Source organism: Mycobacterium kyogaense, assembly GCF_036946525.1.
GTDB lineage: Bacteria > Actinomycetota > Actinomycetes > Mycobacteriales > Mycobacteriaceae > Mycobacterium > Mycobacterium kyogaense_A.
In genome coordinates, this window is record NZ_JAQIIY010000016.1 from 64,943 (window position 1) to 90,217 (window position 25,275).

Here is a 25,275-nt window from a genome sequence, read left to right on the forward strand (position 1 = left end):
GCACATCCGCGTCCGTCGCTACTCTCGAAACATGCAGATCGTCGGCGCCTTCCTCGCCGAGCACGCTGAGATCGTGGACGGCAAGCTCAACGTGACGGGCGGCGTCCTCGACGTCGTCAAGGTTCCGGCGGTAGGCCTGACGAACGGCAACGGTGAGCAGTTGGCCCTGCCCCTGGCCCTGGTGACGCTGATGCAGGCAGGCCCCGACGACGAGGGCAGGCCCTACCGCATGAAGCTCGAAGTGGTCTCGTCCAACGACGACATCACGGTGCTCGGCGACCAGGAGATCCCCGGCGCACATCTCGCGGGAGAGAACCACTTCTGGATCAGCGCCTTCGGGCTGACCACCCGGACAACCGGACGCGTCGCGCTGATCGCCAGCATCGAAGGGGGCGGCAGCGTCAGTGTCCCCGTGTTCGTCGAGCGGGTCGACCGTCACCCGGCCGAAGCGGGTCGAGATGACACGCAGTCCGGCTGACGGTCCCCGCCGGGCGGTGGGCGCGACTGCGCTGCGCGCATCGGTCGCGGTCCTCCACATCGCCGTGATCGCAGGCGGATTCACCGTCCTCTCCGGTCATGCAGCGCACTCAGATCGCGGCGCTGGTCGGCCCGTGCTGCCCGACATCCATGTCCTGACCGAGGACATGCCCATCGACGACAGCGCGGTGCCACCGCTGCCCGGCACCCAGTGGGGCACCATCATCGCCGTTCCGCAGGGCGGACCCGCCCCGGTCGAACCGCCCCAGTGTGGGATCTTCCTCTCGCAGGGCGAGGTCACGCAGAAGGCGCTCGCGATGCGCTCCTCAGGTGGTGCGGCGATCGGCATCGAACTGGCGGTCACACCGCGACCGGTTCAGGTACACGGGCTCGACGCGCACTGCGAGTCGTTCTCACTGACCACACCCGAGTTGCAGTCCACTACCCGCGTCGAGCCTGCCGACTTCGGTCCGATTCCGGCGGAGGCGATCAGTGTGGTGATGCACACGCGGACGACCACGAAGACCCAGTCGCTGGCCTGGGACATCGCCATGATCGTCGGCGTCCACCGCGGCCTGTTGGTGACCGCCGAATACACCCCCGGCCCTCGCGGTGCAGCCTTCGATTCATCACTGGCGGAACAACTTCCGGCCCTGTACGAGGCTCAGACCACGAGGTTGGACAAGAGCTGATCCGCAGGACGTCAGGCGCTGTCGCGCAGATGCGTGGCGACGGCGTGCAGGCGTGGCCGTTCAGCATTCGGGCGTCGCGACCCGATCTGCACGAACCCTGCGTCCCGCACGAGGCCCAGCGGGCCGGGGCCGCTGAATCGAGCCAGGCCGGCGGCCCGCAACGCGTAGCCCGCCTTGGCCTGACGGAAGCCGACCATGGCCCCGAGGCCGGTCATGCTGATCATGCCGAAGATCCCGAGGGCGGCAGCCGTGAACAGGGCCCATATCGACACGTTGCGGATGAACGCGCCGACGCAGGGCGCGCTCAGCTGGAGTCCCGAGCGCGCGTTCACCTGATCGGTCAGCGCCTTCGCGATCGCGGGCAGCCGTGCCGTCTCGGCCGCCAATGTCGCCGACGTTCTCTGCAGCAGCGCAGGATCGACCGGGAGGCCGAGTAGTCGCATGCCCTGAAGGGCGTCCAGTGTCGTTCTGAGCCACGATAATTGCATCGGAGGATCAGCCGTCGTGGACAAATTCGGGTACACAGCGCTGATCAGTCGAGGGTCTGCACCGCCGAGGCGGCCCAGGACGGGTGTGACACCCGGTCCACCCAGCTGCTGTTGTATGAGCCACTGCAGCTGTGCCCAGGTCAACAAAGCGAACCACTGCAGAATGCTGGGCGGCGCGATCGCCGCCGTCAGCGAGGCGAGTGGCACCGTCGTGACGACTGCCGAAACCGGCACGGAGACAACGGTGTTGGCTTCGGCGGCGGAGACGACCGGTGCATCGACGGTGACGGGAGAGTTGTCCACGGCAGGGGACACGCTGACGACCGGCGCGGGCTCGACGTCGGGCACGGAGATCGTCGAGGTGTCCGTGCTGACCGGGTTTTCGGTGATCCCCGCGGTGGCGTCGCCCGACGTCGGCCCCGTAGTGATCACGGTGGCGGCCGGCACCGATCCTGAGGACGAATCCGGCTGTGTGGTCGACGGATCGGTCTCGGTCTCGGTGCCGGCTCCGGTGTCGACGGTGGGTGGGTCGATGGTCGGATCATCGTCGGGCGGCACATCGCCTGGTATCTCAGGCGACGGATCCACGGTGCCGTCCGTCGACGTGTCCTGGTAACCAGGCGGCACGGCGGGATCGTCGGTCCGCGGAGACTCGTCGGAACCGTCCGCGTCGTGGGGGTCCGTGGCTCCGGTCTCCGCGGTCTCCGTTTCTGTCTCTGTCTCCGTCTGTGACGACGATTCCGTCATTCGGTGCCGAGGCGTCGAGTCTTGCGAGCGGTCCGTGATGGAGGGAGTGTCTCGGCTGCCCGAGTCGACGGCGCTCGGCGCGCGATCGTCGGCGTACGCGACGGCTCCGCCGCCGAAGACGAGGAGGATCGACGAGATCGCGCCGCCTGCGGCGATGTATCGCCATGCCGGCACCGTGCAGTTGCTGGGCTGCCGGGCCCGTGGCCCCATCACTATGTCCGGGCTCGGTGGCGCGAGGCGGGCCTGATCACACCGACTCATCGTCGGCGAGGTGTTCCTTGCGCCGCAATTCGTCGACCTTCTGCACCACATCGCGCTGAGATTCCGGCGATAGTCCGATGGTTCGTGCGGCCACGCGGCGTACCCCTTCGTCGCGGAGACCGGCCAGAAGCGTCAGTTCTTGGTCGAGTTTCGCGTAGTAGGAGTCATCGGTGAAGAATTCAGGTCTGATGCGGAAAAAGTTTGCCAATGCGGCCATTGTCGAACTCGATGGATTGGTTCGGTTTCCCGATCTCAACTGCGACAAATAGGGAGCCGACATCGTCAATCCCTCGGCTTTGAGCGCCGTGACCACTTCGGCGGATGTGTGCGGTCCACGCCCCGGCGGATACACCGTGTCGAAAAGCCGGTTCAGTCGATCTGCGAATGTGTTCATCTCTGCTGTCCCCCTCGCGCGGCCGGTGAGCGGATTCCGGGCCGATCGAATCAGGATAAGTTCTGAACCCGCAATTCCCCGGCTATTCCAGAATTCGAGATCTATTGGTAAGAATCGCTGTCACCGCCGCGCTGCGCAGAATGGCTTTCGAAACTTTGTGCACACGTTCACGGCATTCTCAGGACATCGCCGACGAGCGGGTGGAGATTGTCGTGTTCGGCCATCGGTGCGGGCTGATCACCGCGGTCCATGTGCACGCGGTTGTGCCACCAGACGGGCATGCCGAGGGTGCCCGCTCCGGCGATGTCATAGCGTGAGCCGGCGACGAAAAGGACGCGGTGCGGTTCGAGCCGCAGCTCCTGCAAGGCCAGAGAATAGGGCGCCGGCTGCGGCTTGTATGCACCCGCCGCCTCGGCCGTGACGACGACGTCGAGGGGAACGCCCAGCCGCGCGGCGGCGAGCTGCCCCAGACGTTCTGAGCAGTTGGTGACGACTCCGAGCTTGACACCGGCCGAGGCCAATTCGGCCAGGACCGCGGGGGCATCACTCCACGGCTGCAGCTCAGCCCATCGGGCGGCCAGCCGCGCGGCCAGGCCGCGATCGAGGCCGCAAGCCTCGGCCGCCTCGGCGACCAGGGTCTCGTAGTCGCGATACGACCCCTGTCCATAGGTGATCGCGAGGTACGTGTTTCGCCACAGGGCTCCGGTGCGAGAATCGCCGGCGACGTCGTTCCACACGGTCCACGAATCAAGCAGCGCGGTGAGCAGATCGAACAGCACCGCGTCGTACCGCGGGCGGCGACTCACGACCACTCGGCGAGCACCCGCATCTTTCCGGCCTTGACCGCCGCGTCCCGACGCAGCCGCTTCAACTCCGGTGCAAAAGCGTTGCGCTCGTTGCCCTGCAGGTTCAACGGCAGCACCAAAGCGGTCAGTAGCCTGGCTTCCATGTGCCAGGGCTCCGGGTGCAGCACCCAGGACACCGCGGCGTTCTCCGCCATCCATTGAGTCAGGATCGCCTCTCCGCCGGCGAACGTCTGGCGCTTACCCGACCCGACCCTGCGTAGCGCGAAACCCAGTTCTCCGCCCAGCAGGACCCCCAGCGACTTACGGAGCGTCGAGCCGTCCGCGCCGGCGTTCCCCGCGCCGAAGTGGTAGCGGATGCGTTTGCGAAGATCCTGCGGGGTCTGCGGCTTGCCGTCGGCCCGCGGCGGGCCGGGGCTCACGCCGACCGTAGAGCAGGGTCCAGCCGTCGCGCTGCTCGCATGCGGAGGCGTCGATCCCGCCCGGGATCTCCCGGAACCACCATCCGTGCGCCCCCCGCCTGAGCCGGCACCGGATCAGCGTCGGAGAACACCTCGTCGCGCGTATACCGTTGCGCTGCAAGGAAGGTGGACACAAGGTCCGCGGTGCGTCGTTCGGACATCCGGCCGGCCATGCCCCACAGCCTAGCCGTCGGTGAATCAGGCGAAATGCGACTTGTACACCTACCCGTGCACCCCGACCGTCCAGATCACTGCCCTGCCCGCCGCCCGACCCCCGGCTTGCACACCGACAAGCCGGCGTCGAGCGAAGTCGGTCATCTGTCACCTTTCGTCGGAAGACACGAAAGGTGTTCCCGCGCAGTGTTTCCATCGTGCTACGCGGGCGGAACGTCTGAGTTAGGCGGCGGCTGGGTACTGTCGAGGTACCGCCGACGAGAGGGACTGCCATGCCGGAAGGCGACGTACGGACGTCAGCGAGAGCGTTCCTCGTCACGGCCAGGGGCTTCGCGCTGGCGTCGGTCGCGGTGCTGATCGTCTCGTTCGTGACCGCGGGTGAACTGGTCCAGTTGCACGAACTCGAAGACATCCACGGCGGCGCGGCGATCGCGCTGCACGTCGTCACGGGCGGGCTGACCGTCGCGCTGGCCGGGTTGGCCTACTACCCGGCGCAGCGGGTGGGTGGACGGCGGTGGTCGCAGGGCTCGCGTTCGTCTACTCGTTCATCCAGGCCGCCCTGGGCGAGGGCGACCTGCTGAAGTTCCACATCCCCGGCGCCCTGCTCATGGTCGTCGCCGTCGTCTGGGTCACCGCGTGGCTGTTCTCGTCGTCGGTCGCTGACCGCTGACGCGAACGCCTCAGCGGTTCTTCACCTCACCGGTGATGTCTTTCAGTGCGCTGTCGTCGCGGTGATCGGTCATGTTCCGGCATTCGCCGAAGATCTGCAGCGAACCCCGCTCGGGGTAGTTGCCCACCGAAGCGATCGCCATCACGCCACCCTTGTGCACCACTTCGCCGTACGGATTCAGTCCCGGCGGTGGACCGGGCGCCCAGCCGGGCTGCTGTGCTGCGGTCGCCGCGACCTGCTTGGCCATCGTCGCGCTGTCGGTGCCCTGCGGCACTTCGTATGCCACGTCCACGCGACCGTGGTACGGCGGCTCACCCTGGTCGTTGCACCACTCCCACTCGAATGTGGCATACGTGACGCGCAGATTCGCCGCTCTGGCGATATCCCTGGCCGCATCGACCACCTGCGCTCTGGCCTGATCGTCGGGTAGGCCTTGGGCCGTCGGACCGGCGGACGCGGTGTTCTCGGGTGGGGGAGACATCGATGAACAACCTCCTGTGAGGACGGCGAGCACGACGAACGACGCTGCCGCGCAGACGCGTAACCGCATTTCAATACCTGTGGTCATTGGTGACGTTCTCTCGGTCCCATTCTGGGTCGTAGATGATCGGGGTCTGGACGTCCACACCGGGGATCGGCACCTTACCGATGATGGGTACGTCGACCTCGCGGGGTGTACTCACGGTCACCGGATGGCGGTGCTCGGCGATGAGGTTGTCGGTGGCCAGACGATCGGCGTTGCCGGACGCGATGTCGGTGATGCCGCGCAGTGATTCGCTGCCGACCTTGTAGTAATTCGAATGGTCGGCCGGGTCGATACCGTCGGCGCCGGCGACCTCGGCCCGGAACCTGACCGACCCGAAATCCTGGCCCGCAGGATCGGTTCCCAGCCCGGCGGACACACCCATCATGTTGCCCAGCTTGTCGTTGAGCGCATTCGGCAGACCGGGGCCTGCCTCGCCGAGCATGCCGACCGGATCGGTCGAGGCGTCCCCGACGTAGACCTGACCGCCGTTGAGATGGAAGTCGGCGGCGCTGCGGGCGGCGTCGGTGCCCGGGCAACCGAGCAGCACCGCATCGTTGGCCTGCATCCCGCTGCGCGCGAACGCATCCGCCACCGTCGTCGACCCGTACGAATGCCCGATGACCGTCGTGTGTTGCGGCACCGACGGATCGTGGGTGACCCCGAGGCTGTTGACGTCCCAAGCCAGCGCGTCACCTCCGGTGCGCGCCAGGCCGGGGGTGGCGATGTTGGGATCGGTGAAGCTCTCCGGCGTGTCGTAACCCATCCACGAGATCACCGCCGTGGGGTTGCTCGGGTCGGCCTTCAGAGACTGGTCGTAGAGATTGCGTGCGTCGTTGTGGCCGTCGGAGAGCCACCCGTCGCGGACGCTGGACCCGGTGCCGGGCACGATGACCGCGGTGTTGGGCGACTTGTCGGGATTGCCGATCGAGACCGCCGCCCGGCCTTTGCCATCGAAAGCCGTTGGCTCGTAAGCCCACAGCATGGTGGGGCGGAGGTTTCGGTCTTTCCGCTCCTGCGGGCTGATATCGCTGTAGCGGCGGTTGTTGCGTTCGTCGCCGTCGATGCCCATCTGGTGCAGGAGACCGTCCTGCGTTTTCTTGGCGTTCTCGAACCGCGTGACGTCGTCGCGGGAGAGGCCGAACCTGCTCGGGTCGGATGTCACGTCGTCGACCGACACGCCGTTTCGCTGGGCGGTGTGCTCGACGCGGTCCAGATCGTCGTCCATCACCGCGACGTTGACCTGATCGCGGACCTCGGCCGGCACCCCGTTCAGATTGCCCAGGATCGGCGGGTGCTTCGCGATCAGCTCCTGGCGCTGCTGCTCGGTCAGGCTGTCCCACCACTGCTTGACGTCCGCGGGCGCGGTGTCCATCGACGGGATCGGTACATCCTGACCGCCGACGTTGAGCGTCGGGTTGTCCAGATTCGGGCCGTCCGCCTGATCGATCGCGGACGCCGTGTTCTCGTCTAGATCGGTGAACAGCTGCAAGATCTTCTTCAGCATGGTGCTGCAGTTGGCGGCGATGCTGTCCAGGAAGCGTCCCACCAGCCACTGATGCGGGGTCACCGTGCCGTCGTCGGCGACCGAGAAACCCATCGTCTCCAGTGACGAGACCAGGTTCAGCAGCGTGTCGCGTAGTGCGCCCATCTGCAGGCCGGCGTTCTGCAGCGCCGACTGCAGTTGTTGCAGACGCATCGCGGTCCGCTCCTGGATCGCGATGTCCTTGAGTCCGCGGGCGATGGCGGCCTCGGCGGCCGCGCCCTTCCAGTGGTCCTGCAGGTGCGAGAGTGTCTCCCGCTCGCCGGCGATCGTGGTCTGGACCTCGGAGTACTGGCGACCCAGCTCGGTGGCCGCATCGACCAGCGAGCCGGGCTGCGTCGCCCTGACCACCGAGATCGATACCGGCATGACCCTCCGCTCGTTTGCGCAAGACGATGGTGTCACATGGTGGGGAGTGGGTCGGCGCGTTCCTCGCCGGTACCACATCGTGGCGACTGCGACGGTGAGTTGTCCCCAGAGCCGATTTCATCCCCAGGCTCGGGGTGAATTGTCGGTGGGCGCTGGGAGATTGGGGTCATGTCTCCGAGCAGTTCTCTGGCCATCGATGAGCGGTTGTCGGTGTTGCATGAGGAATTGGCGGAGCTGACGGGGCAGCGCAATGCGATCGATGCGCGGATCGTGGGGATCGCCGCGGAGATCGATCGGGATGAGTTGTGGGCGGCCGCCGGAGCGCGGTCGACGGCGGGGTGGGTGGCGTGGAAGGCGGGGGTGTCGCGGTCGCGGGGTGAGACGATCGCGGCGATCGCAGCGCGCTACGACGAATTCCCCACCTGCATCGAGGGATTAAGGGAGGGCCGGTTCTCGGTCGATCAGGTCGGGGTCATCGCCGAACATGGTCTACCCGGCTCGGACGCCCATTTCGCGACCATGGCCCAGTGCGCGACGGTCAGCCAGTTGCGCACCGCACTGAGCATGCAACCCAAACCCCAGCCTGAACCAGCACCCGAACCCGACGATGACGGCGAGGAGGCCGCGACAGTCGATCCGGGGCCGCAGCCCTCGATCACCTCGACCTCCGATGAGCAGTACACCTACTGGCAGATCGCGTTACCGCATGTCGAGGCCGCGGCGTTCGAAGCTGCGCTGGCATCTCATCGCGACGCGTTGATCACCGAGTGGAAAGCCGCCGACCCCGATGGGCGGGCAGCGATGCCGACCACCGCGGCGGCGTTTCTGCGTCTGGTCCACATGAGTTGGGACGCCGAGGCCGCGGCTCGCCCGCACGGGCAGCGCACCACCGTCGTCGTGCATGTCGATGTCGCGGACAAGGTCGCAGCGCTGCACCTGGGACCCGTTCTCTCAGACCGTGACCGCCACTATCTGACCTGCGATGCCACGTGCGAGGTGTGGTTCCGTCGCGACGGGCGGGTGATCGGGGCCAGCCGCTCAACCAGGACGGTGAACCGGCGGCTGCGTCGCGCGCTCGAGCATCGCGACCGCTGCTGTGTGGTGCCCGGCTGCGGGGCCACCCGGGCGCTGCACGCCCATCACCTGGTGCACTGGGAAGACGGCGGCCCCACCGAGCTGTGGAACCTGGCGCTGGTGTGTCCGTATCACCATCGGGCACATCACCGCGGCCTGATCACGATCACCGGCCCCGCCGACCAGCTCGTCGTTACCGACGCCGCCGGTCGAGCGTTGACCTCCGCCTCCCTGGCCCGCACACCCACGCAACCACCGCCAGAGGTCGCGCCGTGTCCCGGTCCCACCGGCGAACGCGCGAACTGGTGGTGGTACCAACCCTACGAACCACGCCCACCCTCGACGGACTAGTGCATGCGGATCACTCGCTGTGCGTGAGCGAGTCGGTGAAGGCCGCGTTCGCCGCGCCGGTGAGGCGGTTGCCGTCGAAGCCGTACTCGACGGCGTCACCGCGGATCGCTCGCAGCGGATCCTCGAAGTCCCGGAAATACCCCATCGCCCAGGCACCCTCCTGATAGCCGATGAGCTTCAGCAGATCGTCGTCGAGAGTTCGCGCGACATCGAGAGGCACCGAGAGGAATTGGTTCTCCTCCTGGCGAACCCAGCCGACGCAGTAGTTGACGTTGATCGCGCGCCGGACCCGATCGGAACGATTCGCGGCCCCACTGTGCACGATCTTGCCCGTGTAGATCAGCACCGAACCGCGCGACATCTCGGCCTGCAGGCACTCGTCGTCGCCGTAATCGGTGGGCTTCTTGTCGCCGACCTGACTGCCGGGAACCACTCGGGTGGCGCCCATTTCGGCGGTGTAGTCCGACAGCGCCCACAGCGTGTTGCACTGCACGTGATAGTCGTCGGGGAAGGGGTAGAAGTCGAAGGCGTTCTGATCGCGGTGCAGTGCTTGCGCCGACTCGCCGGGTTCGATCGAGATCACCTGCGTGAGCATCAGCTGGAAGGCCGACGCGTGGCCGAGGAAGTCGGCGCACACGCCCATCACCGTGGGGTTCTGGATCAGCGTGCGGCACGCAGGGGACCGCGCGACCAGCGCGCCGGTGCGACGGGTCCGCCGCCCGATCATCGCGTTGTAGCCGAGCGGCGTGGCGTCGAAGTAGGGCGCGAGTTCGCGATCGATGTCGTCCATCAACTCGGTGGACGCGAGATCGTCGACGATCACATAGCCGTCGCGACGCAGTAGATCGGAGATCTCCTCAGGCGGTGTGGTGGCGGGGACGTGATTCAGTTCCTGCATGCCGTCGAGTATCGCGATCGCGTGTGTTGACCTGGTAAAACAGCGTCACGTCGCCGTTACGTGATCAGGACACGGGTGCGGCGGTCGGCGCCGGCGCGAGAAGGCGGATCGACAGCTCGACGAGGTTTCGCTGCAATTCGCCGTCGTCGATGTCGGACATGTCGGGATCGGCGGCGACCCGGCAGACGCCGGAGAGGAAGACCCGCAGGGCGATGCGGTCGGCAACACACGGCTGCGGTCCCTCGAGAAGCTCCTTGAGGCGAACGGTGACGACGCTGAATTCTGGTTCGTCGCGCACCATTTGGTCGATTCCCGGATCGCCGTAGAACAGGACCGACAACTCGCGGTGTCGGACCACCATCTCGATGAGGCCGCTGACCAACACCTCGCGACGGCGCTGCATGTCGGGAAGTACTTCGGCGATCCGGATGACCCGGGCCATGTCGTCGATCGACGGCCGCAGGACTTCCAGAGCGATGTCTTCCTTCGAGCGGAACTGGTAGTAGACCGCCGCTTTGCTCACTCCGATGCGGTCCGCGATCATCTGCAGCGACGTTCCGTGGACGCCGTGTTCGGCGAACAGCGCCAGAGCGGCGTCGAGGACCCGCTGCCGGGCCAGGCCGCGTGGTGCCGTCGGTCGCGCCATCCGTTCGCCCTCTCCGTCCCGCCGGGTACGCGCCCAACAATAAACGCCCAGCCTACCGGCGCCGGTGTTTCGACCTATACGGATCAATTAATTAGAGCTAGCCGATCGGCTTGCTGAAATTATTCAGTCCATCTATGTTTGCTTGGCCGACACACGTGGTGTCGCGCGGCGCATAAGGGGCGTGCATGGTCGGGATCTTGAAGCGGGCCTGGATACCACTCGTCATCGTGGCGGTGATCGCTGTAGCGGCGACCGTGGTCTACCGCATGCACGGGTTCTTCGGATCGGACAACGAGACGACCCGGCCAGGGGCCGGTCTGGCCCAGGATGCCGAACCCTTCAACCCGAAGGCCGTCACCTACGAGATCACCGGGGACTCCGGTGCCGTCGCGACCATCAACTACCTCGACCTGGACGCCAATCCGCACCGCATCGACGATGCGCCGCTGCCGTGGTCGCTCACGTTGGAGACCACCAAGCCGTCGGCCGCGGCCACCATCATCGCTCAAGGCGACGGATCGTCGATCAGCTGCAAGATCCTGGTGGACAACGAAGTTCGAGACCAACAGACCTACGACGGAGTGAACGCACAGACCTCATGCCTGGTGAAGTCACTGTGAGCGCGGCGCAGACCGGCCACGCCCGGATTCCCCGCTTCCTGCGGCTGTTCTGCGTTCCCGTCCTGCTGGGCTGGCTCGCGCTGACCGCTCTGCTCAACGTCGTCGTACCCCAGCTCGAAGCGGTGGGCGCCGCGAACTCCACATCGCTGACACCCAACGACGCGCCGTCGCTGCAGGCCACGCAGTTGGTGGGGAAACTGTTCGGAGAGTACACATCCAACAGCTCGGCGATGATCGTGCTGGAGAGCGACACGCCACTCGGCGCCGAAGCGCACCGGTACTACGACGGATTGATCGCCGCGCTGCGCAAGGACACCACCCACATCCAACACATCCAGGACCTGTGGGGTGATCCGCTCACGTCGTCGGGCTCCCAGTCGGCGGACAACCTGTCCTCCTACGTTCAGTTGTATCTCGCGGGGAACCAGGGCGAGACGCTCGCCAACGAATCCGTCGAGGCGGTGCGCGACATCGTCGCGGCCAACCCGCCGCCGCAAGGTCTGCGCGTCTACGTCACCGGTGCCGGACCACTGCTCTCCGATCAGCAACACGCGGGCGACAAGAGCCTGCAACTGGTGACAGCGCTGACCTTTCTCGTGATCATCACGATGCTGCTCCTCGTCTACCGCTCGATCGTCACCGTGCTCATCGTGCTGGTGACCGTCGTACTCGAACTCGCGGTGGCGCGGGGTGTGGTGGCGTTCCTGGGTTACCACCACATCATCGAACTGTCGACGTTCGCGGTGAACCTGTTGACACTGTTGGCCATTGCCGCAGCGACCGACTACGCCATCTTCCTGGTCGGCCGCTATCACGAGGCGCGCAGCGCCGGCGATGACCGCGAGAGCGCCTTCTACGTCATGTATCACGGCACCGCGCACGTGATCCTGGGGTCCGGCCTGACGATCGCCGGAGCGACGTTGTGCCTGCACTTCACACGGCTGCCCTACTTCCAGACCCTCGGCATTCCACTGGCGATCGGCATGTTCGTCGTCACGGTGGCTGCGTTGACGTTGGCGCCGGCGATCATCACCGTCGCGTCCCGGTTCGGTCTGCTCGATCCCAAGCGCAGCCAGCGGACCCGGGGCTGGCGGCGCGTCGGAACCGCCGTGGTCCGGTGGCCCGGCCCGATCCTGGTGGCCTCGCTGGCGGTGACGCTGGTGGGCCTGCTCGCCCTGCCGTCCTACACCACGAGCTACGACGACAAAAAGTACCTACCCTCTGACGTCGAGGCCAATGTGGGCTATCAGGTTGCGGCCAAACACTTTCCGCAGGCACGGCTCAATCCTGAGGTGCTGATGCTCGTCGCCGACCACGATCTGCGCAACCCGACCGACATGCTCATCGTCGACCGGGTCGCCAAGGAGGTCTTCCATCTGCCGGGCATCGCGCGGGTGCAGACGATCACGCGACCGCTCGGGACTCCGATCGAAGGCTCCTCGATTCCGTACATCGTCGGCCAGCAGGGCGTGAATCAGAAGCTGACGCAGTCCTCCGCCGAAGCGCGCACGGCCGACCTCCTCCGGCAGGCCAGCGACATCAACGATCAGATCGACGTTCTGCGGCGGCAATTGGAGCTGCAGAAGGAAAGCGCCAACGCACAGCAGGAGCAGACCGACGTTCTCAAGCAGACCGTCGCCGTCACCAACGACCTGCGCGACAAGATCGCCAACTTCGACGACTTCTTCCGGCCCATCCGGAACTACTTCTACTGGGAACCGCACTGCTACGACATCCCGGTCTGCTACTCGCTGCGCTCGCTGTTCGACGCGCTGGACGGGATCGACGAACTCTCCGGACTTCTCGCCGAGACCACAATCAGCCTCGACAAGATCAACGCCCTTCAGCCCAAGCTGTTGGCGCTGATCCCGCCGCAGATCGCCAGCCAAGAACGAAACCGCGATCAGATCATGACGAACTATGCGACGCAGAAGGATCAGCAGGATCTGCAGGACCGGCAGCAGTCCGACCCCGCCGCGATCGGAAGAGCGTTCAACCAGTCCAAGATCGACGACTCGTTCTACCTACCACCCGAGGTCTTCGACAACCCCGACTTCAAGCGCGGGCTCAAGCAATTCGTCTCACCTGATGGCAAGGCGGTGCGCTTCATCATCTCCCACCAGGGGGATCCGGCGACGCCAGAGGGTATTTCGCACATCGACCAGATCAAGAACTCGGCGTTCGAGGCCATCAAGGGCACCCCGCTCGAGACCTCCAAGATCTATCTGGGCGGTACGGCGGCCACCTACAAGGACATGCGGGACGGCTCGAACTACGACCTCGTCATCGCGGCGATCTCGGCGATCTGTCTGATCTTCATCATCATGCTGATCATCACCCGGTCGGCGATCGCGGCGCTGGTCATCGTCGGAACGGTGGTGCTGTCCCTGGCCGCATCCTTCGGCTTGGCAGTTCTGTTGTGGCAGCACATCATCGGGCTCGAACTGCACTGGCTGGTGCTGGCGATGTCGGTGATCATCCTGCTGGCCGTGGGATCGGACTACAACCTACTGTTGGTCTCGCGGTTCAAGGAAGAACGCGACGCGGGACTGAACACCGGGATCATCCGCGCCATCGCGGGCAGCGGCAGCGTGGTGACCTCCGCCGGTCTGGTGTTCGCGTTCACGATGATGTCGTTCGCGATCAGCGACCTGAAAGTGATGGCTCAGGTCGGGACGACGATCGGGCTGGGACTCCTGGTCGACACCCTGATCATCCGGTCGTTCATGACGCCGTCCATCGCGGCGTTGATGGGTCGGTGGTTCTGGTGGCCGCAGAACGTCCGTCCCCGGCCGGCCCGGCAGGTGAGCGCTCCCTGACCCGGCAACCGGGAAGGACGTTGCCGACCGTCGGTGCAGGAAACGCGGTTGATCCGAAAAGCGAACAGCTGCCGCGTTTTGGGTTCACCGTCCCGTAGCGGCAGTTAGCGTCGGGTCTCGTGAGCAAAGTGAGTGCGGCGGTCGTCGTGGCCATCGGTCTGATGACGTGGGTCCCCACGCCGGTTGCGCAGGGCGCGGACTGCGATCCGAACTACTCGGGTGCATGCGTGCCGATTGCCAGCGACGTCGACTGCGCGGGTGGCAGTGGAAACGGGCCGGCCTACGTACAGGGTCCTGTCACCGTCGTGGGCACCGACATCTACGATCTGGACCGCGACGGCAACGGAACTGGTTGCGAATCCTAGCCTTTCACGACGGTGTGATCTGACCGTTCGGCGTGACGTGCACGGTGCCGTCTTCGTGCGCGCCGGGAAGGTCCGGCATCTCGTGCCGACCGCCGGCGGACCGGCGACGGGCAGACCACACCACCCCGCCGACCGCAGAGACCGCTGCCACCGCGAGCGGCAACACCAGCCGAGACCTCTCACCCATGTGCCCAGGTATGCCCACGGGGCGGAGCCGAGAAACCGACCCGCGCCGGCCGCGTGTCAGCAGGGGTAGAAGAAGCCGCCGCCCGCCAACCGCCACGACACCTTGCGCCAGTCCTCGAACCACGACACGTAGTCGCGGTCGCGGATCACGTAGTAGGCCTCGTGGTTGTCCCATCCGCAGTCGGTGGTGAAGTCCTGGTACGGGAATCCCCATGAGAACATCGGGCCGCCGTCGCGATTGAGGAAATAGAGCCCGTGCGGCACCCCCAGCGTCTCGCCGGCCAGGGAGCCCCTGCCGGTCCGCCAGCCGCGCGACGTCACCCGATAGCCGAACGCGATGAACAACCAGTGCGTCCCATCGTGCGGATCGGTCATCTTCGTCACGGTGGTCGACATCCCGGTCAGTGATGCGAGCACCGTGTCGTCGTTGGCCAGGATGTCCCGATCGCGCATCCTGATCGTTCTGGTGGTGGCGCTGCGCTGCGGGTGGTGCTCGAGACCGAGCATGTCGCTGATGTCGTGTCCCAGGTAGAAGTCGTCGTGGACCACCTCGTCGCTCAACGTGTCGGTGATGTCGACGTCGGTGCTGCGCGCGACGCGGGAGGCGATGTGAGTCATGTCTGCTCCTGATTCCCGGCCCCCTGCGGGCCGTCGGCTCCAGCCAACGCCGGTCGCGATCCGCACACATGCGTAGTGAGGTACTCAGGTGTCGAGCACACGGCAGGGCTACCGTGGCCTGATGACCGAGATGCCCCGCCCGCGCGTCGCCGTGCTCGGGGCGGGACTGTCGGGGGCGGCCTGCGCGCAGGCGCTGCGCGAACGCGGCGTCACCGTCGAGATCGTCGAACGCGGCCGCGGCCCCGGCGGCCGGATGGCCTCGCCCACGGTGCAGGGGCGCCGGGTCGACCTGGGGGCGGCGTACTTCACCGTCAAGGAGTCGGCGTTCCAGACCGTTGTCGACGACTGGGCGAGCCGCGCACTGGCCCGACCCTGGACCGACACCTTCGACGTGCTGTCGCCCGGCGGTCGCGACAGCACCACCGGCCCGATGCGCTTCGCCGCAGGCGGGGGACTGCGCTCACTCGTCGCCGACCTGCTGCCCGACGATGTCCGCTACGGGACTCCGATCGACACCCTCGACGACCTTCCCCACGACGCCGTGGTGCTGGCGATGCCCGACCCGCAAGCCGCGCGACTCACCTCCGCGCCGCCCGGCGACTGGGCGGCCTACGACCCCGTGATCGCCGTCGCCGCCGGGTGGCCGCAGCGCAGCTGGTCGACCGATGCCGCCTTCGTCAACGACGACCCGGACCTGTCGTTCCTCGCCGACGACGGATCCCGCCGCGGCGACGGCGCCGCCGTGCTCGTCGCGCACAGCACCGCCGACCGGGCGCGCCGGCACCTCGAGAACCCCGACCAGGCCGTGGCGCCCATGGTGGCGGCCATGCGCCGACTGCTGGACATCGCAGGCGAACCGGACTGGACACACGTGCACCGGTGGACGTTCGCCAAGCCCGCCGACACCCACGGCGACGCCGAGTTCCACCTCGACACCACGGGACGGCCGGTCGGGTTGTGCGGCGACTCCTGGTGCCCGTCCGGTGCGCCACGTGTCGAAGCGGCCTGGCTGTCCGGGCAGCGTCTCGGCGCCGCACTGGCGGCCCATCTCACGGAGGGAATGGCACAAAAGTCATGAAAATCACTGAGCTCTGGCGCTTTCCGGTCAAATCGATGGGTGGCACCCGCGTCGACGAGCTGCGCATCGACGAGCGGGGCGTGCACGCCGACCGGCTGTGGGCGGTGCGCGACATCGAGAAGGGAGTCACGGCATCCGCCCGCAGAATCCCCACGCTGCTGCAGTGCTCGGCGCGCTACGTCGAGGACCCCGGCCCCGATGCCGGGCCCGGAAAGGTGCCCGCCGTCGTGATCTCACTGCCCGACGGGCGGGAGATCACCAGTGACGACCCGACCGTGCACGCCGCGCTCAGCGAGCTGGTCGGGCGGGAGGTACGGCTCACCGCGCTTCCGTCGGTGAACGACACCAGCGCCCACCGCATGTCGCTGCAGACCTCGCTGGGAAACTTCGCCGCCGACCAGGTCCGGCAGGACTTCGGTCTCGGCGACAGCGACGAACTGCCCGACACCTCCGTGTTCACCACGCGCCAAATGGTCACGCTGGCACGGTATTCCACACCCCCAGGCACGTTCGTCGACCTCAGCCCGGTGCACCTGCTCAGCACAGCGAGCCTGCGTAGCCTCTCGGTCGACGGGACGCCGTACGACGTGCGACGCTTCCGGCCCAATGTGCTCGTCGACATCGAGAGCCCCGACCCGTTCCCCGAATCCGCCTGGGTCGGTGGCGAAGTGCACCTCGGCACCGTCGTGCTGTCGGTGACCAACCCGACGATCCGGTGCGTGGTCGGATCACGCCCGCAGCCCGGCCTGGAGAAAGACCTGTCGGTGACCCGGCAGCTGGCCGAGAAGACCAACCGCTTCCTCGGCATCTACGCCGACGTCGCCACCGCAGGCACCGTCCGCGTCGACGACGAGGCGACCGTGTATCTGCCGCCGCCGCCGAACGTGGTCGAACGCACGGCAACCGCGGTCGGCAAGTCGGCAAGCCGGGGCCTGCAGAAGATCGTCGAAGCCACGGTGCTGCGCTTCGCCAAGTGACGGATCACCGGCCCGGGTGCCGGAGGTGGTCGGGCTGGCTCACCCAGCCGGGCGGCACGTCGACCGACAACGCCAGATGCACGAACCTGCCCACGGCGGCGGTCGTCGCCCGAATCGGGCACCACTGCAACGTGTAGGGGATGAATCGCGGAGGATCCAGCGGTACGAGGGTGACCCCGGGCGCACTGCCTGCCACGGCGGCGGTGGTCAGCGTCCAGTCGACCTCGCGCTGTTCGGGCCAGCGGTGCGCCGACAGGTCGATCTCCGTCAATTCCACTGTGGGCGGCGCGATTCCAGCGTCATCGAGGATCTGCTGCAAGGCCAGAGACCACGCGGGGAACAGCGCCTCGCTGTGCGCACCCAGGGTCTCGCCGGCCAGCTCGACGAGGTCGAGAGCCGCGCAGTGAGCGAGGCGGTGGGTGGCCCGCAACCCCACCACCGCGGGCTCCGCGCAGAACACCTCGCTCAAGATACCCGGGGGATTGGTGACCGGTCCGCACGTGATGGCGACGTCGAGCGCACCCTCGCCGATGGCCTGTTGCAGGTCGGGAAGCCACATTCGGCGCACGGCCAGCTCCACCTCGGGCGCGGCTCGTTGAAGCGCCTGCGCGAGGTGCGGCGTGAGCAGCGGGGCGGCGGGCGGCGTGATGCCCAGCCGAACGGTGCCGGTGTCACCGTCGGCGAGCCGGCGCACCGCCGCTGCGGCCCCCTCGACATCGTCGAGGATGCTGACCGCGCGCCCGAACAGCTCAACGCCGGCCTGCGTGAGGGCCACCCGGCGGGTGGTTCTGGTCAACAGCGGGGCCCCGACCTCCCGCTCGAGGCGGCGGATCAGTTCACTCAGCGTGGGCTGCGAGATGTGGAGTTTCTCGGCGGCGCGACCGAAATGCAGCTCCCGCGCCACCGCGACGAACGCCTCCAGTTGGCGCAACTCCACCCGACGATCGTAGAGCGTGCGACGCGATTGATCAGCCGGCCTGATGAATGCGATCGGAAGATCAGCCTTGTTCGCCGCACCGTGCACGCGCAGGCTGAGTAGGTGTCCGACCCTCAGCCGAAAGTTGGTGCAGCAGTGAACTACACGACAGCCCACACCGCGGTGGTCGTGATCGACCCGCAGAACGACGTCCTCAGCCCCACCGGGAAGAACTGGGAGGTGTTGCGCGACAGTGTCACCGAGAATCGGACCGTCGAGCATCTGGTCCAACTGCTCACCGCCGCCCACGACGGCGGGTACGGCGTGTTCGTCTCGCCGCACTACTTCTATCCCACCGATCACCGGTGGTTGTTCAACGGCCCGCTGGAGACCGACGAGTTGCGCACCGACACCTTCGCCCGCCGCGGCCCGCTGACCCTCGACGGGTTCGCCGGCTCCGGGGCGGACTGGCTGCCCGAGCTGGCACCGCTCATCGACCACCCGGACACCGTCGTCGCCAGCCCACACAAGGTCTGGGGACCACAGACCAACGACCTGGTCCTGCAGCTGCGTAAACGCCGGATCAGCACGGTGGTGCTGTGCGGGATGCTGGCCAACATCTGCGTCGAATCACACCTGCGCGACCTCCTCGAGCAAGGCTTCGAGGTCGTCGTCGTCACCGACGCCACCGCCGGTCCGCGTCATCCGGTGTTCGGCGACGGCTACCAGGCCGCCCTCGTCAACTACGCGTTCCTCGCCCACGCAGTCGTGACGACGAGCGACGTGATCACCGCGATGACACAGGAAGGTGCCCGATCATGACCGGATCCCGCCCACCGTTTCCCCCGTTCGACCTGACCGCCGCGCTGCAGAAAGTGCAGGCCGCCGAAGACGCCTGGAACACCTGCGACCCGCACCGCGTCAGCCTCGCCTACACCGAGGACAGCGTGTGGCGGAACCGCGACCAGTTCGTCACCGGGCGTGCGCAGATCGTGGAATTCCTCACCGCCAAGTGGGAGCGGGAACACGACTACGCACTGCGCAAGAGCCTGTGGGGTTTTCGCAACAACCGCATCGGCGTGCGCTTCCAGTACGAATGCCGCGACGCTTCAGGGCAGTGGTGGCGCAGCTACGGCAACGAGCTGTGGGAGTTCGACGATCGCGGCCTGATGCGGCGGCGGGAGGCAAGCATCAACGACGTCGCGATCGACGAATCGCAACGGCGCTACTTCGGCCCGCGCCCCGAGTCTGAACACGGCCACGAGATCCCGCTCCAATGAGCAAACGCTACGGATCGATCGCGTTCACGCGGGCGGTGCGGTCGGTACAGGAGCAGCACGGCAGCGCCACGTTCTACGGACGTAAGGCCGACTCCGGTGCCGCGACATCGGGGCCGGACCGGCTCACCGACGACGAACGCGGCTACCTGGCCGAGCAGGACCACTTCTACCTCGCGACGGTCGGGGAGACCGGCTGGCCCTACGTGCAGTTCCGGGGCGGACCCGCCGGATTCGTCCGGGTTCTCGACGACCACTCCGTCGGGTGGGCCGATTTTCGCGGCAACCTGCAATACATCAGCACCGGCAACATGGGCGGCGAGCAGCGCGTCGCACTGATCTTCCTGGACTACGCACACCGGCGGCGCCTCAAGGTCTTCGGGCATGCCCGCATCGTGACCGCCGAGCAGAACCCCGAGCTGGTCGCGTCGATGACCGATCCCACCTACGACGCGGTCGTCGAACGCGCCGTCGTCGTCGGCATCGCCGCCTACGACTGGAACTGCCCGCAGCACATCACCCCCCGCTACACGGCGGCCGAACTGGACGGCGCCCTGGAGCCGATGCGGCGCAGACTCGCCGCGCTGGAGGCCGAGAACGCTGAGCTGCGGGCACGACGATTGTGACCGTGTCGCGTCGATAACCGGCTCCCGCGCCCCCCGGAGGGCTAGCGTGTTCGCGTGATCATCGCCGACAGGGAGGTTCAGCATGCGAGCCGGTAGGTGGGGACGCGCAGTCCCGCACAGAGCTCGATCGTGGACGCGTGGGAGCGCCATGTTCATCTCGCTGCTCGGGGTGCTCCTCGTGCTCGGCGTCGGCTCCGCGCTGACGGTTCCGCAGACCCTCCCTGAGGCCAAGGCGCAGGGGCAGACCTACACGGTCGCCACCGACACCACCTTCGCGCCGTTCGAATTCCAGGACAAAGAGGGCAAATTCGTCGGTATCGATATGGACCTGATCCGGGCGATCGCCAAGGACCAGGGCTTCACCGTCGACATCAAGCCCCTCGGATTCGACGCCGCACTGCAGGCTGTGCAGGCCAACCAGGTCGACGGCGTCATCGCCGGCATGTCGATCACCGACGATCGCCGCAAGGTGTTCGACTTCTCCGAGCCGTACTTCGAATCCGGCATCCAGATGGCGGTGCTGAAGTCCAACAACGACATCAAGTCCTACGAGGATCTCAGGGGCAAGCGGGTGGCCGTCAAGAACGGCACCCAGGGCTCGGATTTCGCGAACTCGATCAAGGACAAATACGGCTTCCAGGTGGTCTCCTTCGCCGACTCGTCGTCGATGTTCGACGAGGTGCGGACCGGTAACTCCGATGCGGTGTTCGAGGACTACCCGGTGCTGCTGTACGGCATCGCGCAGGGCAACGGCTTCAAGACCGTGACCCCGAAAGAAGACCCGACCGGCTACGGCTTCGCGGTCAACAAGGGCCAGAACGCCGAATTGCTCACCAAGTTCAACGAGGGCTTGAAGAACCTGAAGGCGTCCGGCGAGTACGACAAGATCATCAGCGTCTACCTCGGCGAAGAGGCGAGCACCGACGACAATTCGTTCCTCGGTCTGATCAAGAGCACCTTCCCGCTGCTGCTCGAAGGCCTCAAGATGACGATCATCCTGACGGTCGTCTCGATCTTCTTCGCCCTGATCCTGGGCGTCATCTTCGGGTTGTTCCGGGTGTCGCGGGCCATTTGGCTACGCGCCATCGGCACCACGTTCGTCGACATCTTCCGCGGCACACCGCTACTGGTGCAGGCGTTCTTCATCTACTTCGGCATCCCGTCGGCGCTGGGCTTCCAGATGTCGGCGCTCACCGCGGGCATCATCACGCTGTCGCTGAACGCGGGCGCCTACATGACCGAAATCGTGCGCGGCGGCATCAATTCCGTGGACAAGGGACAGATGGAGGCGGCACGCAGCCTCGGTATCGGCTACCTGCCGACCATGCGCAAGGTGATCCTTCCGCAGGCCATCCGCACGATGATCCCGTCCTACATCAACCAATTCGTCATCACGCTGAAGGACACCTCGATCCTGTCGGTGATCGGCATCGCCGAACTCACCCAGACGGGGCGCATCATCATCGCCGGCAACTACCAGTCGTTCAACATGTGGCTGATCATCGGCATCATCTACTTCATCGTCATCATGGCGCTGACCAAACTCTCGGACCGACTCGAACGCAAGTTAGTCAAATAGGGGCATCGTGAAATGAACCAACTGGCACCCGAAAGCGCGACGGAATCCACGGGCGCGGTCAAGATCCGCATCGACAACCTCAAGAAATCGTTCGGTGATCTGGTGGTGCTCGACGGCATCACCACGACGATCAAAGAGGGCGAAGTCGTCTGCGTCATCGGGCCGTCGGGCTCGGGCAAGTCGACGTTCCTGCGCTGCCTGAACAAGCTCGAGGACATCACCGACGGCACGGTCGTCATCGACGAATTCGACCTGACCGACAAGAAGATCGACCTCGACAAGGTGCGCCAGCGCATCGGCATGGTGTTCCAGCACTTCAACCTGTTCCCGCACATGACCGTGATCGACAACGTCACGCTGGCGCCGCTGCTGACCAAGAAGATGGACAAGGCCGCCGCCGAGAAGCGGGCGATGGAGCTGCTCGGTCAGGTCGGTCTTGCCGAGAAGGCGCAGGTCAAACCCGCGACGCTGTCCGGTGGGCAGAAGCAGCGCGTCGCGATCGCCCGCGCGCTCGCGATGAGCCCCTCGATCATGCTGTTCGACGAAGCCACCAGCGCACTCGATCCGGAGATGGTCGGCGACGTGCTCGAAGTGCTGCGCACGCTGGCCGCCGAAGGCATGACGATGGTCGTGGTCACCCACGAGATGGGCTTCGCGCGGGAGGTCGCCTCCCGGGTGATCTTCATGGCCGACGGCAACATCGTCGAGGACGACACCCCGGCACAGGTGTTCGATCATCCCAAACACCCACGGCTGCAGGATTTCCTGTCCAAGGTGCTGTGACAAGTCGTCGGTCACCGGAATATCGCCGCGCCGGTGGTGTTGACTGGTGGCATGACCGAGCAACCGGAGCTGAGCCCCACCGACTGGGTTCGCGATCAGACCAAGCAGATCCTCGAGCAGGGCACCACCGAGGGTGTCGAGATCATGGATCGGCCCGTCGTGCTGTTCACCACGATTGGCGCGAAGTCCGGCCAGAAGCGCTATGTGCCGCTGATGCGCGTCGAAGAGAACGGCACGTACGCGATGGTCGCGTCCAAGGGCGGCGACCCGCAGCACCCGTCGTGGTACCACAACGTCAAAGCCAACCCCTCGGTGACAGTGCAGGACGGCACCGAGATCCGCGAGATGACCGCGCGTGAAATCTCAGGAGACGAGCGCGAGCACTGGTGGGCACTGGCGGTCGACGCCTACCCGCCGTACGCCGAGTACCAGACCAAGACCGACCGGCAGATTCCCGTTTTCGTCGTCGAGTAGCCGCTGGTGACCACGCGGGGATCACTCGTCCTCGCGGTGACCGCGACACTTGCCGGCATTGTCATCGGCCTCGTGGGAGGCGCCTTCCGCTGGTGCCTGCAGCAGGCCGAACGGCTCCGTCTCGACCTGATCGACTGTGCGCACCACCTCCCCGGCCCGGGGTGGCTGATCCCGGTGGCCGCGTCGGCGCTGGGGGCCTGGCTGGCCGCACTGATCGTGCGTCGGCAGCCGCTGGCCGCCGGCAGCGGCATCCAACACGTCGAGGCGGTCTACCACGGGCACGCACGACCGCCGCTGATCGAGTTGCTGGTCGCGAAGTTCGTCGGTGGGGTGCTGGCCCTCGGCTCGGGCCTGGTGCTCGGCAGGGAAGGGCCGACCGTCCACATGGGTGCTGCGGTGGGCGCCCAGGCGGCTCGGCACGCGCGCCTCAGCGACGCCGACGTGCGCATGATGCAGACCGCGGTCGGCGGCGCCGGACTGGCCGTGGCGTTCAACGCGCCGATCGCCGGCGTGCTGTTCGCCGTCGAAGAGGTCAGCAAGTCGTTCCGCATGCAGCTGGTGCTGGCCACCACACTGGCCTCGGCGACCGCGGTCGGGTGCACCCGCCTGATCCTCGGCAATCACCCGGACTTCGCGGTCGAACCGCTGGCGGCCCCCGCGCTGGGGTGGCTGCCCCTGTTCCTTCTGTTCGGCGTGCTCACCGGGCTTCTCGGGGCCGCCTACAACGTCACCGTGCTGTGGTTCCTCGATCACGTCGCCGCCATCGCCCGCATCCCGACCACCGTCAAAGCGCCCGTCATCGGCGCGTTCGTCGGGCTGGCCGCCGTGCTGCTGCCCCTGTCGGTCGGCGACGGGCAGACCATCACCCAACTCATTCTCAGCGGGCACAACCTGATGCTGGCCGCGATCGTCGGCTACCTGGCCGTGCGGTTCATCGCCGGGCCGCTGAGCTACTCGGCCGCGCTGCCCGGCGGGCTCTTCGCCCCGCTGCTCGCCATCGGAGCGTTGTGGGGTGTGGGCTTCGTCGCGATCGTCGACGCCGTGTGGCCGCACGACCTGTCGGCGCTGACCATTCCGATGGCGATCGTCGGCATGGCCTCCTTCTTCTCCGCGACCGTGCGCGCGCCGGTCACGGGCATGGTGATCGTCATCGAGATGACGGCCACCACGTCGGTCACCGTGCCGATGCTGGCGGCGAGCGCGGCGGCCGTGATCGCGGCTCAGCTCACCGGGTGCGCACCGATCTACGACAGCCTGCGGGACCGGATGGTGCCAGAACGGGGTCCGGCGGACTCCGACGACTGAGCGGGCGGCTCAGTTCTCGTCGGGAATCTGGTCGCGGGTCTGCCAACCCCCGGGGGCGTCCGGGTCGTCGTCCTGATGATCGAGTTTGTCCTGCAACTCGCGTTGTTCCTCGGTGGCCTGCGTTGCGTCCTCGGGCGTGTTGGGATCGGTCACGGTCCGAATATTCTCTTTTCGCTCGGCCGCCAAACACCACACACTGGCGCAATGCTGTTTTGCGGTATCGAGCTGGCCCAGCGCATCGAACGCGCCGAAGTCGATCTCATCGGAGCGGCGACTCGAGCCGCCGCCCGTCGCGGCGCTCCCGGCGTGACCCTGCCCGTCGCCGGCGGACTCGCGTGCTACGCCGATGCGAACTCCCCGATGAACAAGGTGGTGGGGCTCGGCTTCGAGGGCGTGCCGGCGGCGGGCGTGCTGGACGACATCGAGCGAACCTTCGCCGACCACCGATCGGCCGTCGCCGTGGAGCTGTGCACAGTGGCCGACCCCGGTATCGCGCCGATGCTCTGTGATCGTGGCTATCGGCTCGTCGGATTCGAGAACGTGCTGGGGTGTGCGTTACCGACCGCAACCGGCTTCGCCGCAGAACCGCGTGTGTGGCGCGCCGACGCAGGTCAGAGCCGAGCTTGGGTCGACGTGATCGTCGAAGGATTCGCGCACCCGGACGGCGAAGGCGTGCCCAGTCACGAGGAGTTTCCCCGAACTGTCATCGCCGACGCGATGAACGACATGGAGCAGGCCGGCGCGGTGCGCTACCTGGCCGCATTCGGTGAGACAGTGGCGGGCGGCGCAGGCATGCGCATCGCGGGCGGCGTAGCCCAACTGACCGGCGCTGCGACCGCTGCGCAATTCCGGCGCCGCGGCGTGCAGGCTGCGTTGTTGGCGCATCGTCTCCGTGCTGCGTCCGAGGCCGGATGCGACATCGCGGTGGTGACCACGGCGCCTGGCTCTCTATCGCAGAAGAACGTGCAGCGCAAAGGTTTTCATCTCCTGTTCACTCGGGCGATCCTGGTGCACGACGCCGGCGAGCCCTAGACCCGTCACTTCTGGATGCGGGTACCCGAACAATTACGGTCGATCGCTC

At 66.6% G+C, this 25,275-nt stretch carries 29 protein-coding genes; 17 read left to right on the top strand and 12 right to left on the bottom strand.

The window, feature by feature from the left end; all coding sequences use genetic code 11:
• Positions 1-31: 31 nt before the first annotated feature.
• Together PGN37_RS14385 and PGN37_RS14390 are read left to right on the top strand one after the other, a co-directional pair.
• The gene (locus PGN37_RS14385; protein ID WP_335331699.1) at positions 32-478 is read left to right on the top strand and encodes a hypothetical protein; all 447 of its coding nucleotides are present in this window, start codon (positions 32-34) and stop codon (positions 476-478) included.
• The gene (locus PGN37_RS14390; protein WP_335331700.1) at positions 459-1,169 is read left to right on the top strand and encodes a hypothetical protein; all 711 of its coding nucleotides are present in this window, start codon (positions 459-461) and stop codon (positions 1,167-1,169) included. The genes PGN37_RS14385 and PGN37_RS14390 overlap by 20 nt, the downstream gene beginning before the upstream one ends.
• An 11-nt stretch (positions 1,170-1,180) precedes the next feature.
• On the opposite strand, the gene PGN37_RS14395 is transcribed toward PGN37_RS14390, so the two are convergent.
• From PGN37_RS14395 to PGN37_RS14410, 4 genes are all read right to left on the bottom strand, one after another.
• A complete protein-coding gene (locus PGN37_RS14395) occupies positions 1,181-2,578 on the bottom strand; it encodes a hypothetical protein (RefSeq protein WP_335331701.1) in 1,398 nt (465 codons plus the stop codon).
• A 73-nt stretch (positions 2,579-2,651) separates the two neighbouring features.
• A complete protein-coding gene (locus tag PGN37_RS14400; protein WP_335331702.1) occupies positions 2,652-3,059 on the bottom strand; it encodes a transcriptional regulator in 408 nt (135 codons plus the stop codon).
• A gap of 167 nt (positions 3,060-3,226) precedes the next feature.
• The gene (locus tag PGN37_RS14405) at positions 3,227-3,865 is read right to left on the bottom strand and encodes an HAD-IA family hydrolase (protein WP_335331703.1); all 639 of its coding nucleotides are present in this window, start codon (positions 3,863-3,865) and stop codon (positions 3,227-3,229) included.
• Positions 3,862-4,284 carry a GIY-YIG nuclease family protein gene (locus PGN37_RS14410; RefSeq protein WP_335331704.1) on the bottom strand — a complete coding sequence of 141 codons (423 nt, stop codon included), beginning with the start codon at positions 4,282-4,284 and terminating at the stop codon, positions 3,862-3,864. The genes PGN37_RS14405 and PGN37_RS14410 overlap by 4 nt, the downstream gene beginning before the upstream one ends.
• A 727-nt stretch (positions 4,285-5,011) precedes the next feature.
• On the opposite strand from PGN37_RS14410, the gene PGN37_RS14415 reads away from it, so the two are divergent.
• Complete coding sequence (locus tag PGN37_RS14415) at positions 5,012-5,167, top strand: hypothetical protein (RefSeq protein ID WP_335331705.1); 156 nt, start codon at positions 5,012-5,014, stop codon at positions 5,165-5,167.
• A 10-nt stretch (positions 5,168-5,177) separates the two neighbouring features.
• Here PGN37_RS14415 and PGN37_RS14420 read toward each other — a convergent pair whose 3' ends face one another.
• Complete coding sequence (locus tag PGN37_RS14420) at positions 5,178-5,648, bottom strand: hypothetical protein (protein WP_335331706.1); 471 nt, start codon at positions 5,646-5,648, stop codon at positions 5,178-5,180.
• Positions 5,649-5,718: 70 nt separating this feature from the next.
• Positions 5,719-7,602: an alpha/beta hydrolase gene (locus PGN37_RS14425; RefSeq protein WP_335331707.1), complete on the bottom strand. Its 1,884-nt coding sequence runs from the start codon at positions 7,600-7,602 to the stop codon at positions 5,719-5,721.
• Between the two features lie 168 nt (positions 7,603-7,770).
• On the opposite strand from PGN37_RS14425, the gene PGN37_RS14430 reads away from it, so the two are divergent.
• The gene (locus PGN37_RS14430) at positions 7,771-9,027 is read left to right on the top strand and encodes an HNH endonuclease signature motif containing protein (protein WP_335331708.1); all 1,257 of its coding nucleotides are present in this window, start codon (positions 7,771-7,773) and stop codon (positions 9,025-9,027) included.
• Between the two features lie 10 nt (positions 9,028-9,037).
• Here the strand turns inward: PGN37_RS14430 and PGN37_RS14435 are convergent, their stop codons facing one another.
• A complete protein-coding gene (locus PGN37_RS14435) occupies positions 9,038-9,925 on the bottom strand; it encodes a phytanoyl-CoA dioxygenase family protein (protein WP_335331709.1) in 888 nt (295 codons plus the stop codon).
• 64 nt (positions 9,926-9,989) lie between these two features.
• Positions 9,990-10,571, bottom strand: coding sequence for a TetR/AcrR family transcriptional regulator (locus PGN37_RS14440; protein WP_335331710.1), 582 nt, complete (start codon positions 10,569-10,571; stop codon positions 9,990-9,992).
• Between the two features lie 185 nt (positions 10,572-10,756).
• Here PGN37_RS14440 and PGN37_RS14445 point away from each other — a divergent pair, with 185 nt between their 5' ends.
• The 3 genes from PGN37_RS14445 to PGN37_RS14455 all read left to right on the top strand — a co-directional run bounded on the left by PGN37_RS14445 (position 10,757) and on the right by PGN37_RS14455 (position 14,375).
• Complete coding sequence (locus PGN37_RS14445) at positions 10,757-11,191, top strand: MmpS family transport accessory protein (RefSeq protein WP_335331711.1); 435 nt, start codon at positions 10,757-10,759, stop codon at positions 11,189-11,191.
• On the top strand, positions 11,170-14,010 hold the full coding sequence (locus PGN37_RS14450; RefSeq protein WP_335331712.1) for an MMPL/RND family transporter: 2,841 nt from the start codon (positions 11,170-11,172) through the stop codon (positions 14,008-14,010). Before PGN37_RS14445 ends, PGN37_RS14450 begins: the two co-directional genes overlap by 22 nt.
• Before the next feature lie 161 nt (positions 14,011-14,171).
• The gene (locus tag PGN37_RS14455) at positions 14,172-14,375 is read left to right on the top strand and encodes a hypothetical protein (RefSeq protein WP_335331795.1); all 204 of its coding nucleotides are present in this window, start codon (positions 14,172-14,174) and stop codon (positions 14,373-14,375) included.
• Positions 14,376-14,379: 4 nt separating this feature from the next.
• Here the strand turns inward: PGN37_RS14455 and PGN37_RS14460 are convergent, their stop codons facing one another.
• Together PGN37_RS14460 and PGN37_RS14465 are read right to left on the bottom strand one after the other, a co-directional pair.
• The gene (locus PGN37_RS14460; RefSeq protein WP_335331713.1) at positions 14,380-14,562 is read right to left on the bottom strand and encodes a hypothetical protein; all 183 of its coding nucleotides are present in this window, start codon (positions 14,560-14,562) and stop codon (positions 14,380-14,382) included.
• 56 nt (positions 14,563-14,618) lie between these two features.
• On the bottom strand, positions 14,619-15,179 hold the full coding sequence (locus tag PGN37_RS14465; protein WP_335331714.1) for a hypothetical protein: 561 nt from the start codon (positions 15,177-15,179) through the stop codon (positions 14,619-14,621).
• A gap of 121 nt (positions 15,180-15,300) precedes the next feature.
• On the opposite strand from PGN37_RS14465, the gene PGN37_RS14470 reads away from it, so the two are divergent.
• Together PGN37_RS14470 and PGN37_RS14475 are read left to right on the top strand one after the other, a co-directional pair.
• On the top strand, positions 15,301-16,257 hold the full coding sequence (locus tag PGN37_RS14470; protein ID WP_335331715.1) for an NAD(P)/FAD-dependent oxidoreductase: 957 nt from the start codon (positions 15,301-15,303) through the stop codon (positions 16,255-16,257).
• Positions 16,254-17,234 (top strand): MOSC domain-containing protein, encoded by a 981-nt coding sequence (locus tag PGN37_RS14475; RefSeq protein ID WP_335331716.1) that lies wholly within the window; start codon positions 16,254-16,256, stop codon positions 17,232-17,234. Before PGN37_RS14470 ends, PGN37_RS14475 begins: the two co-directional genes overlap by 4 nt.
• A gap of 4 nt (positions 17,235-17,238) precedes the next feature.
• Here the strand turns inward: PGN37_RS14475 and PGN37_RS14480 are convergent, their stop codons facing one another.
• Complete coding sequence (locus PGN37_RS14480) at positions 17,239-18,171, bottom strand: LysR family transcriptional regulator (RefSeq protein WP_335331717.1); 933 nt, start codon at positions 18,169-18,171, stop codon at positions 17,239-17,241.
• Between the two features lie 135 nt (positions 18,172-18,306).
• Here PGN37_RS14480 and PGN37_RS14485 point away from each other — a divergent pair, with 135 nt between their 5' ends.
• The 7 genes from PGN37_RS14485 to PGN37_RS14515 all read left to right on the top strand — a co-directional run bounded on the left by PGN37_RS14485 (position 18,307) and on the right by PGN37_RS14515 (position 24,194).
• Positions 18,307-18,972 carry a cysteine hydrolase gene (locus tag PGN37_RS14485; RefSeq protein WP_335331718.1) on the top strand — a complete coding sequence of 222 codons (666 nt, stop codon included), beginning with the start codon at positions 18,307-18,309 and terminating at the stop codon, positions 18,970-18,972.
• Positions 18,969-19,430, top strand: a complete 462-nt coding sequence (locus PGN37_RS14490; RefSeq protein WP_335331719.1) for a nuclear transport factor 2 family protein — start codon at positions 18,969-18,971, stop codon at positions 19,428-19,430. The genes PGN37_RS14485 and PGN37_RS14490 overlap by 4 nt, the downstream gene beginning before the upstream one ends.
• Complete coding sequence (locus PGN37_RS14495; protein ID WP_335331720.1) at positions 19,427-20,053, top strand: pyridoxamine 5'-phosphate oxidase family protein; 627 nt, start codon at positions 19,427-19,429, stop codon at positions 20,051-20,053. Before PGN37_RS14490 ends, PGN37_RS14495 begins: the two co-directional genes overlap by 4 nt.
• 148 nt (positions 20,054-20,201) lie before the next feature.
• Positions 20,202-21,632, top strand: a complete 1,431-nt coding sequence (locus tag PGN37_RS14500) for an amino acid ABC transporter substrate-binding protein/permease (RefSeq protein ID WP_335331721.1) — start codon at positions 20,202-20,204, stop codon at positions 21,630-21,632.
• A gap of 12 nt (positions 21,633-21,644) precedes the next feature.
• Complete coding sequence (locus PGN37_RS14505) at positions 21,645-22,415, top strand: amino acid ABC transporter ATP-binding protein (RefSeq protein WP_335331722.1); 771 nt, start codon at positions 21,645-21,647, stop codon at positions 22,413-22,415.
• A 51-nt stretch (positions 22,416-22,466) separates the two neighbouring features.
• Complete coding sequence (locus PGN37_RS14510) at positions 22,467-22,889, top strand: nitroreductase family deazaflavin-dependent oxidoreductase (protein ID WP_335331723.1); 423 nt, start codon at positions 22,467-22,469, stop codon at positions 22,887-22,889.
• A 6-nt stretch (positions 22,890-22,895) separates the two neighbouring features.
• Positions 22,896-24,194 carry a ClC family H(+)/Cl(-) exchange transporter gene (locus PGN37_RS14515; RefSeq protein WP_335331724.1) on the top strand — a complete coding sequence of 433 codons (1,299 nt, stop codon included), beginning with the start codon at positions 22,896-22,898 and terminating at the stop codon, positions 24,192-24,194.
• 9 nt (positions 24,195-24,203) lie between these two features.
• Here PGN37_RS14515 and PGN37_RS14520 read toward each other — a convergent pair whose 3' ends face one another.
• The gene (locus PGN37_RS14520; protein ID WP_335331725.1) at positions 24,204-24,347 is read right to left on the bottom strand and encodes a hypothetical protein; all 144 of its coding nucleotides are present in this window, start codon (positions 24,345-24,347) and stop codon (positions 24,204-24,206) included.
• A gap of 51 nt (positions 24,348-24,398) precedes the next feature.
• Here PGN37_RS14520 and PGN37_RS14525 point away from each other — a divergent pair, with 51 nt between their 5' ends.
• On the top strand, positions 24,399-25,226 hold the full coding sequence (locus PGN37_RS14525; RefSeq protein WP_335331726.1) for a GNAT family N-acetyltransferase: 828 nt from the start codon (positions 24,399-24,401) through the stop codon (positions 25,224-25,226).
• The last annotated feature ends 49 nt before the right edge of the window (positions 25,227-25,275 follow it).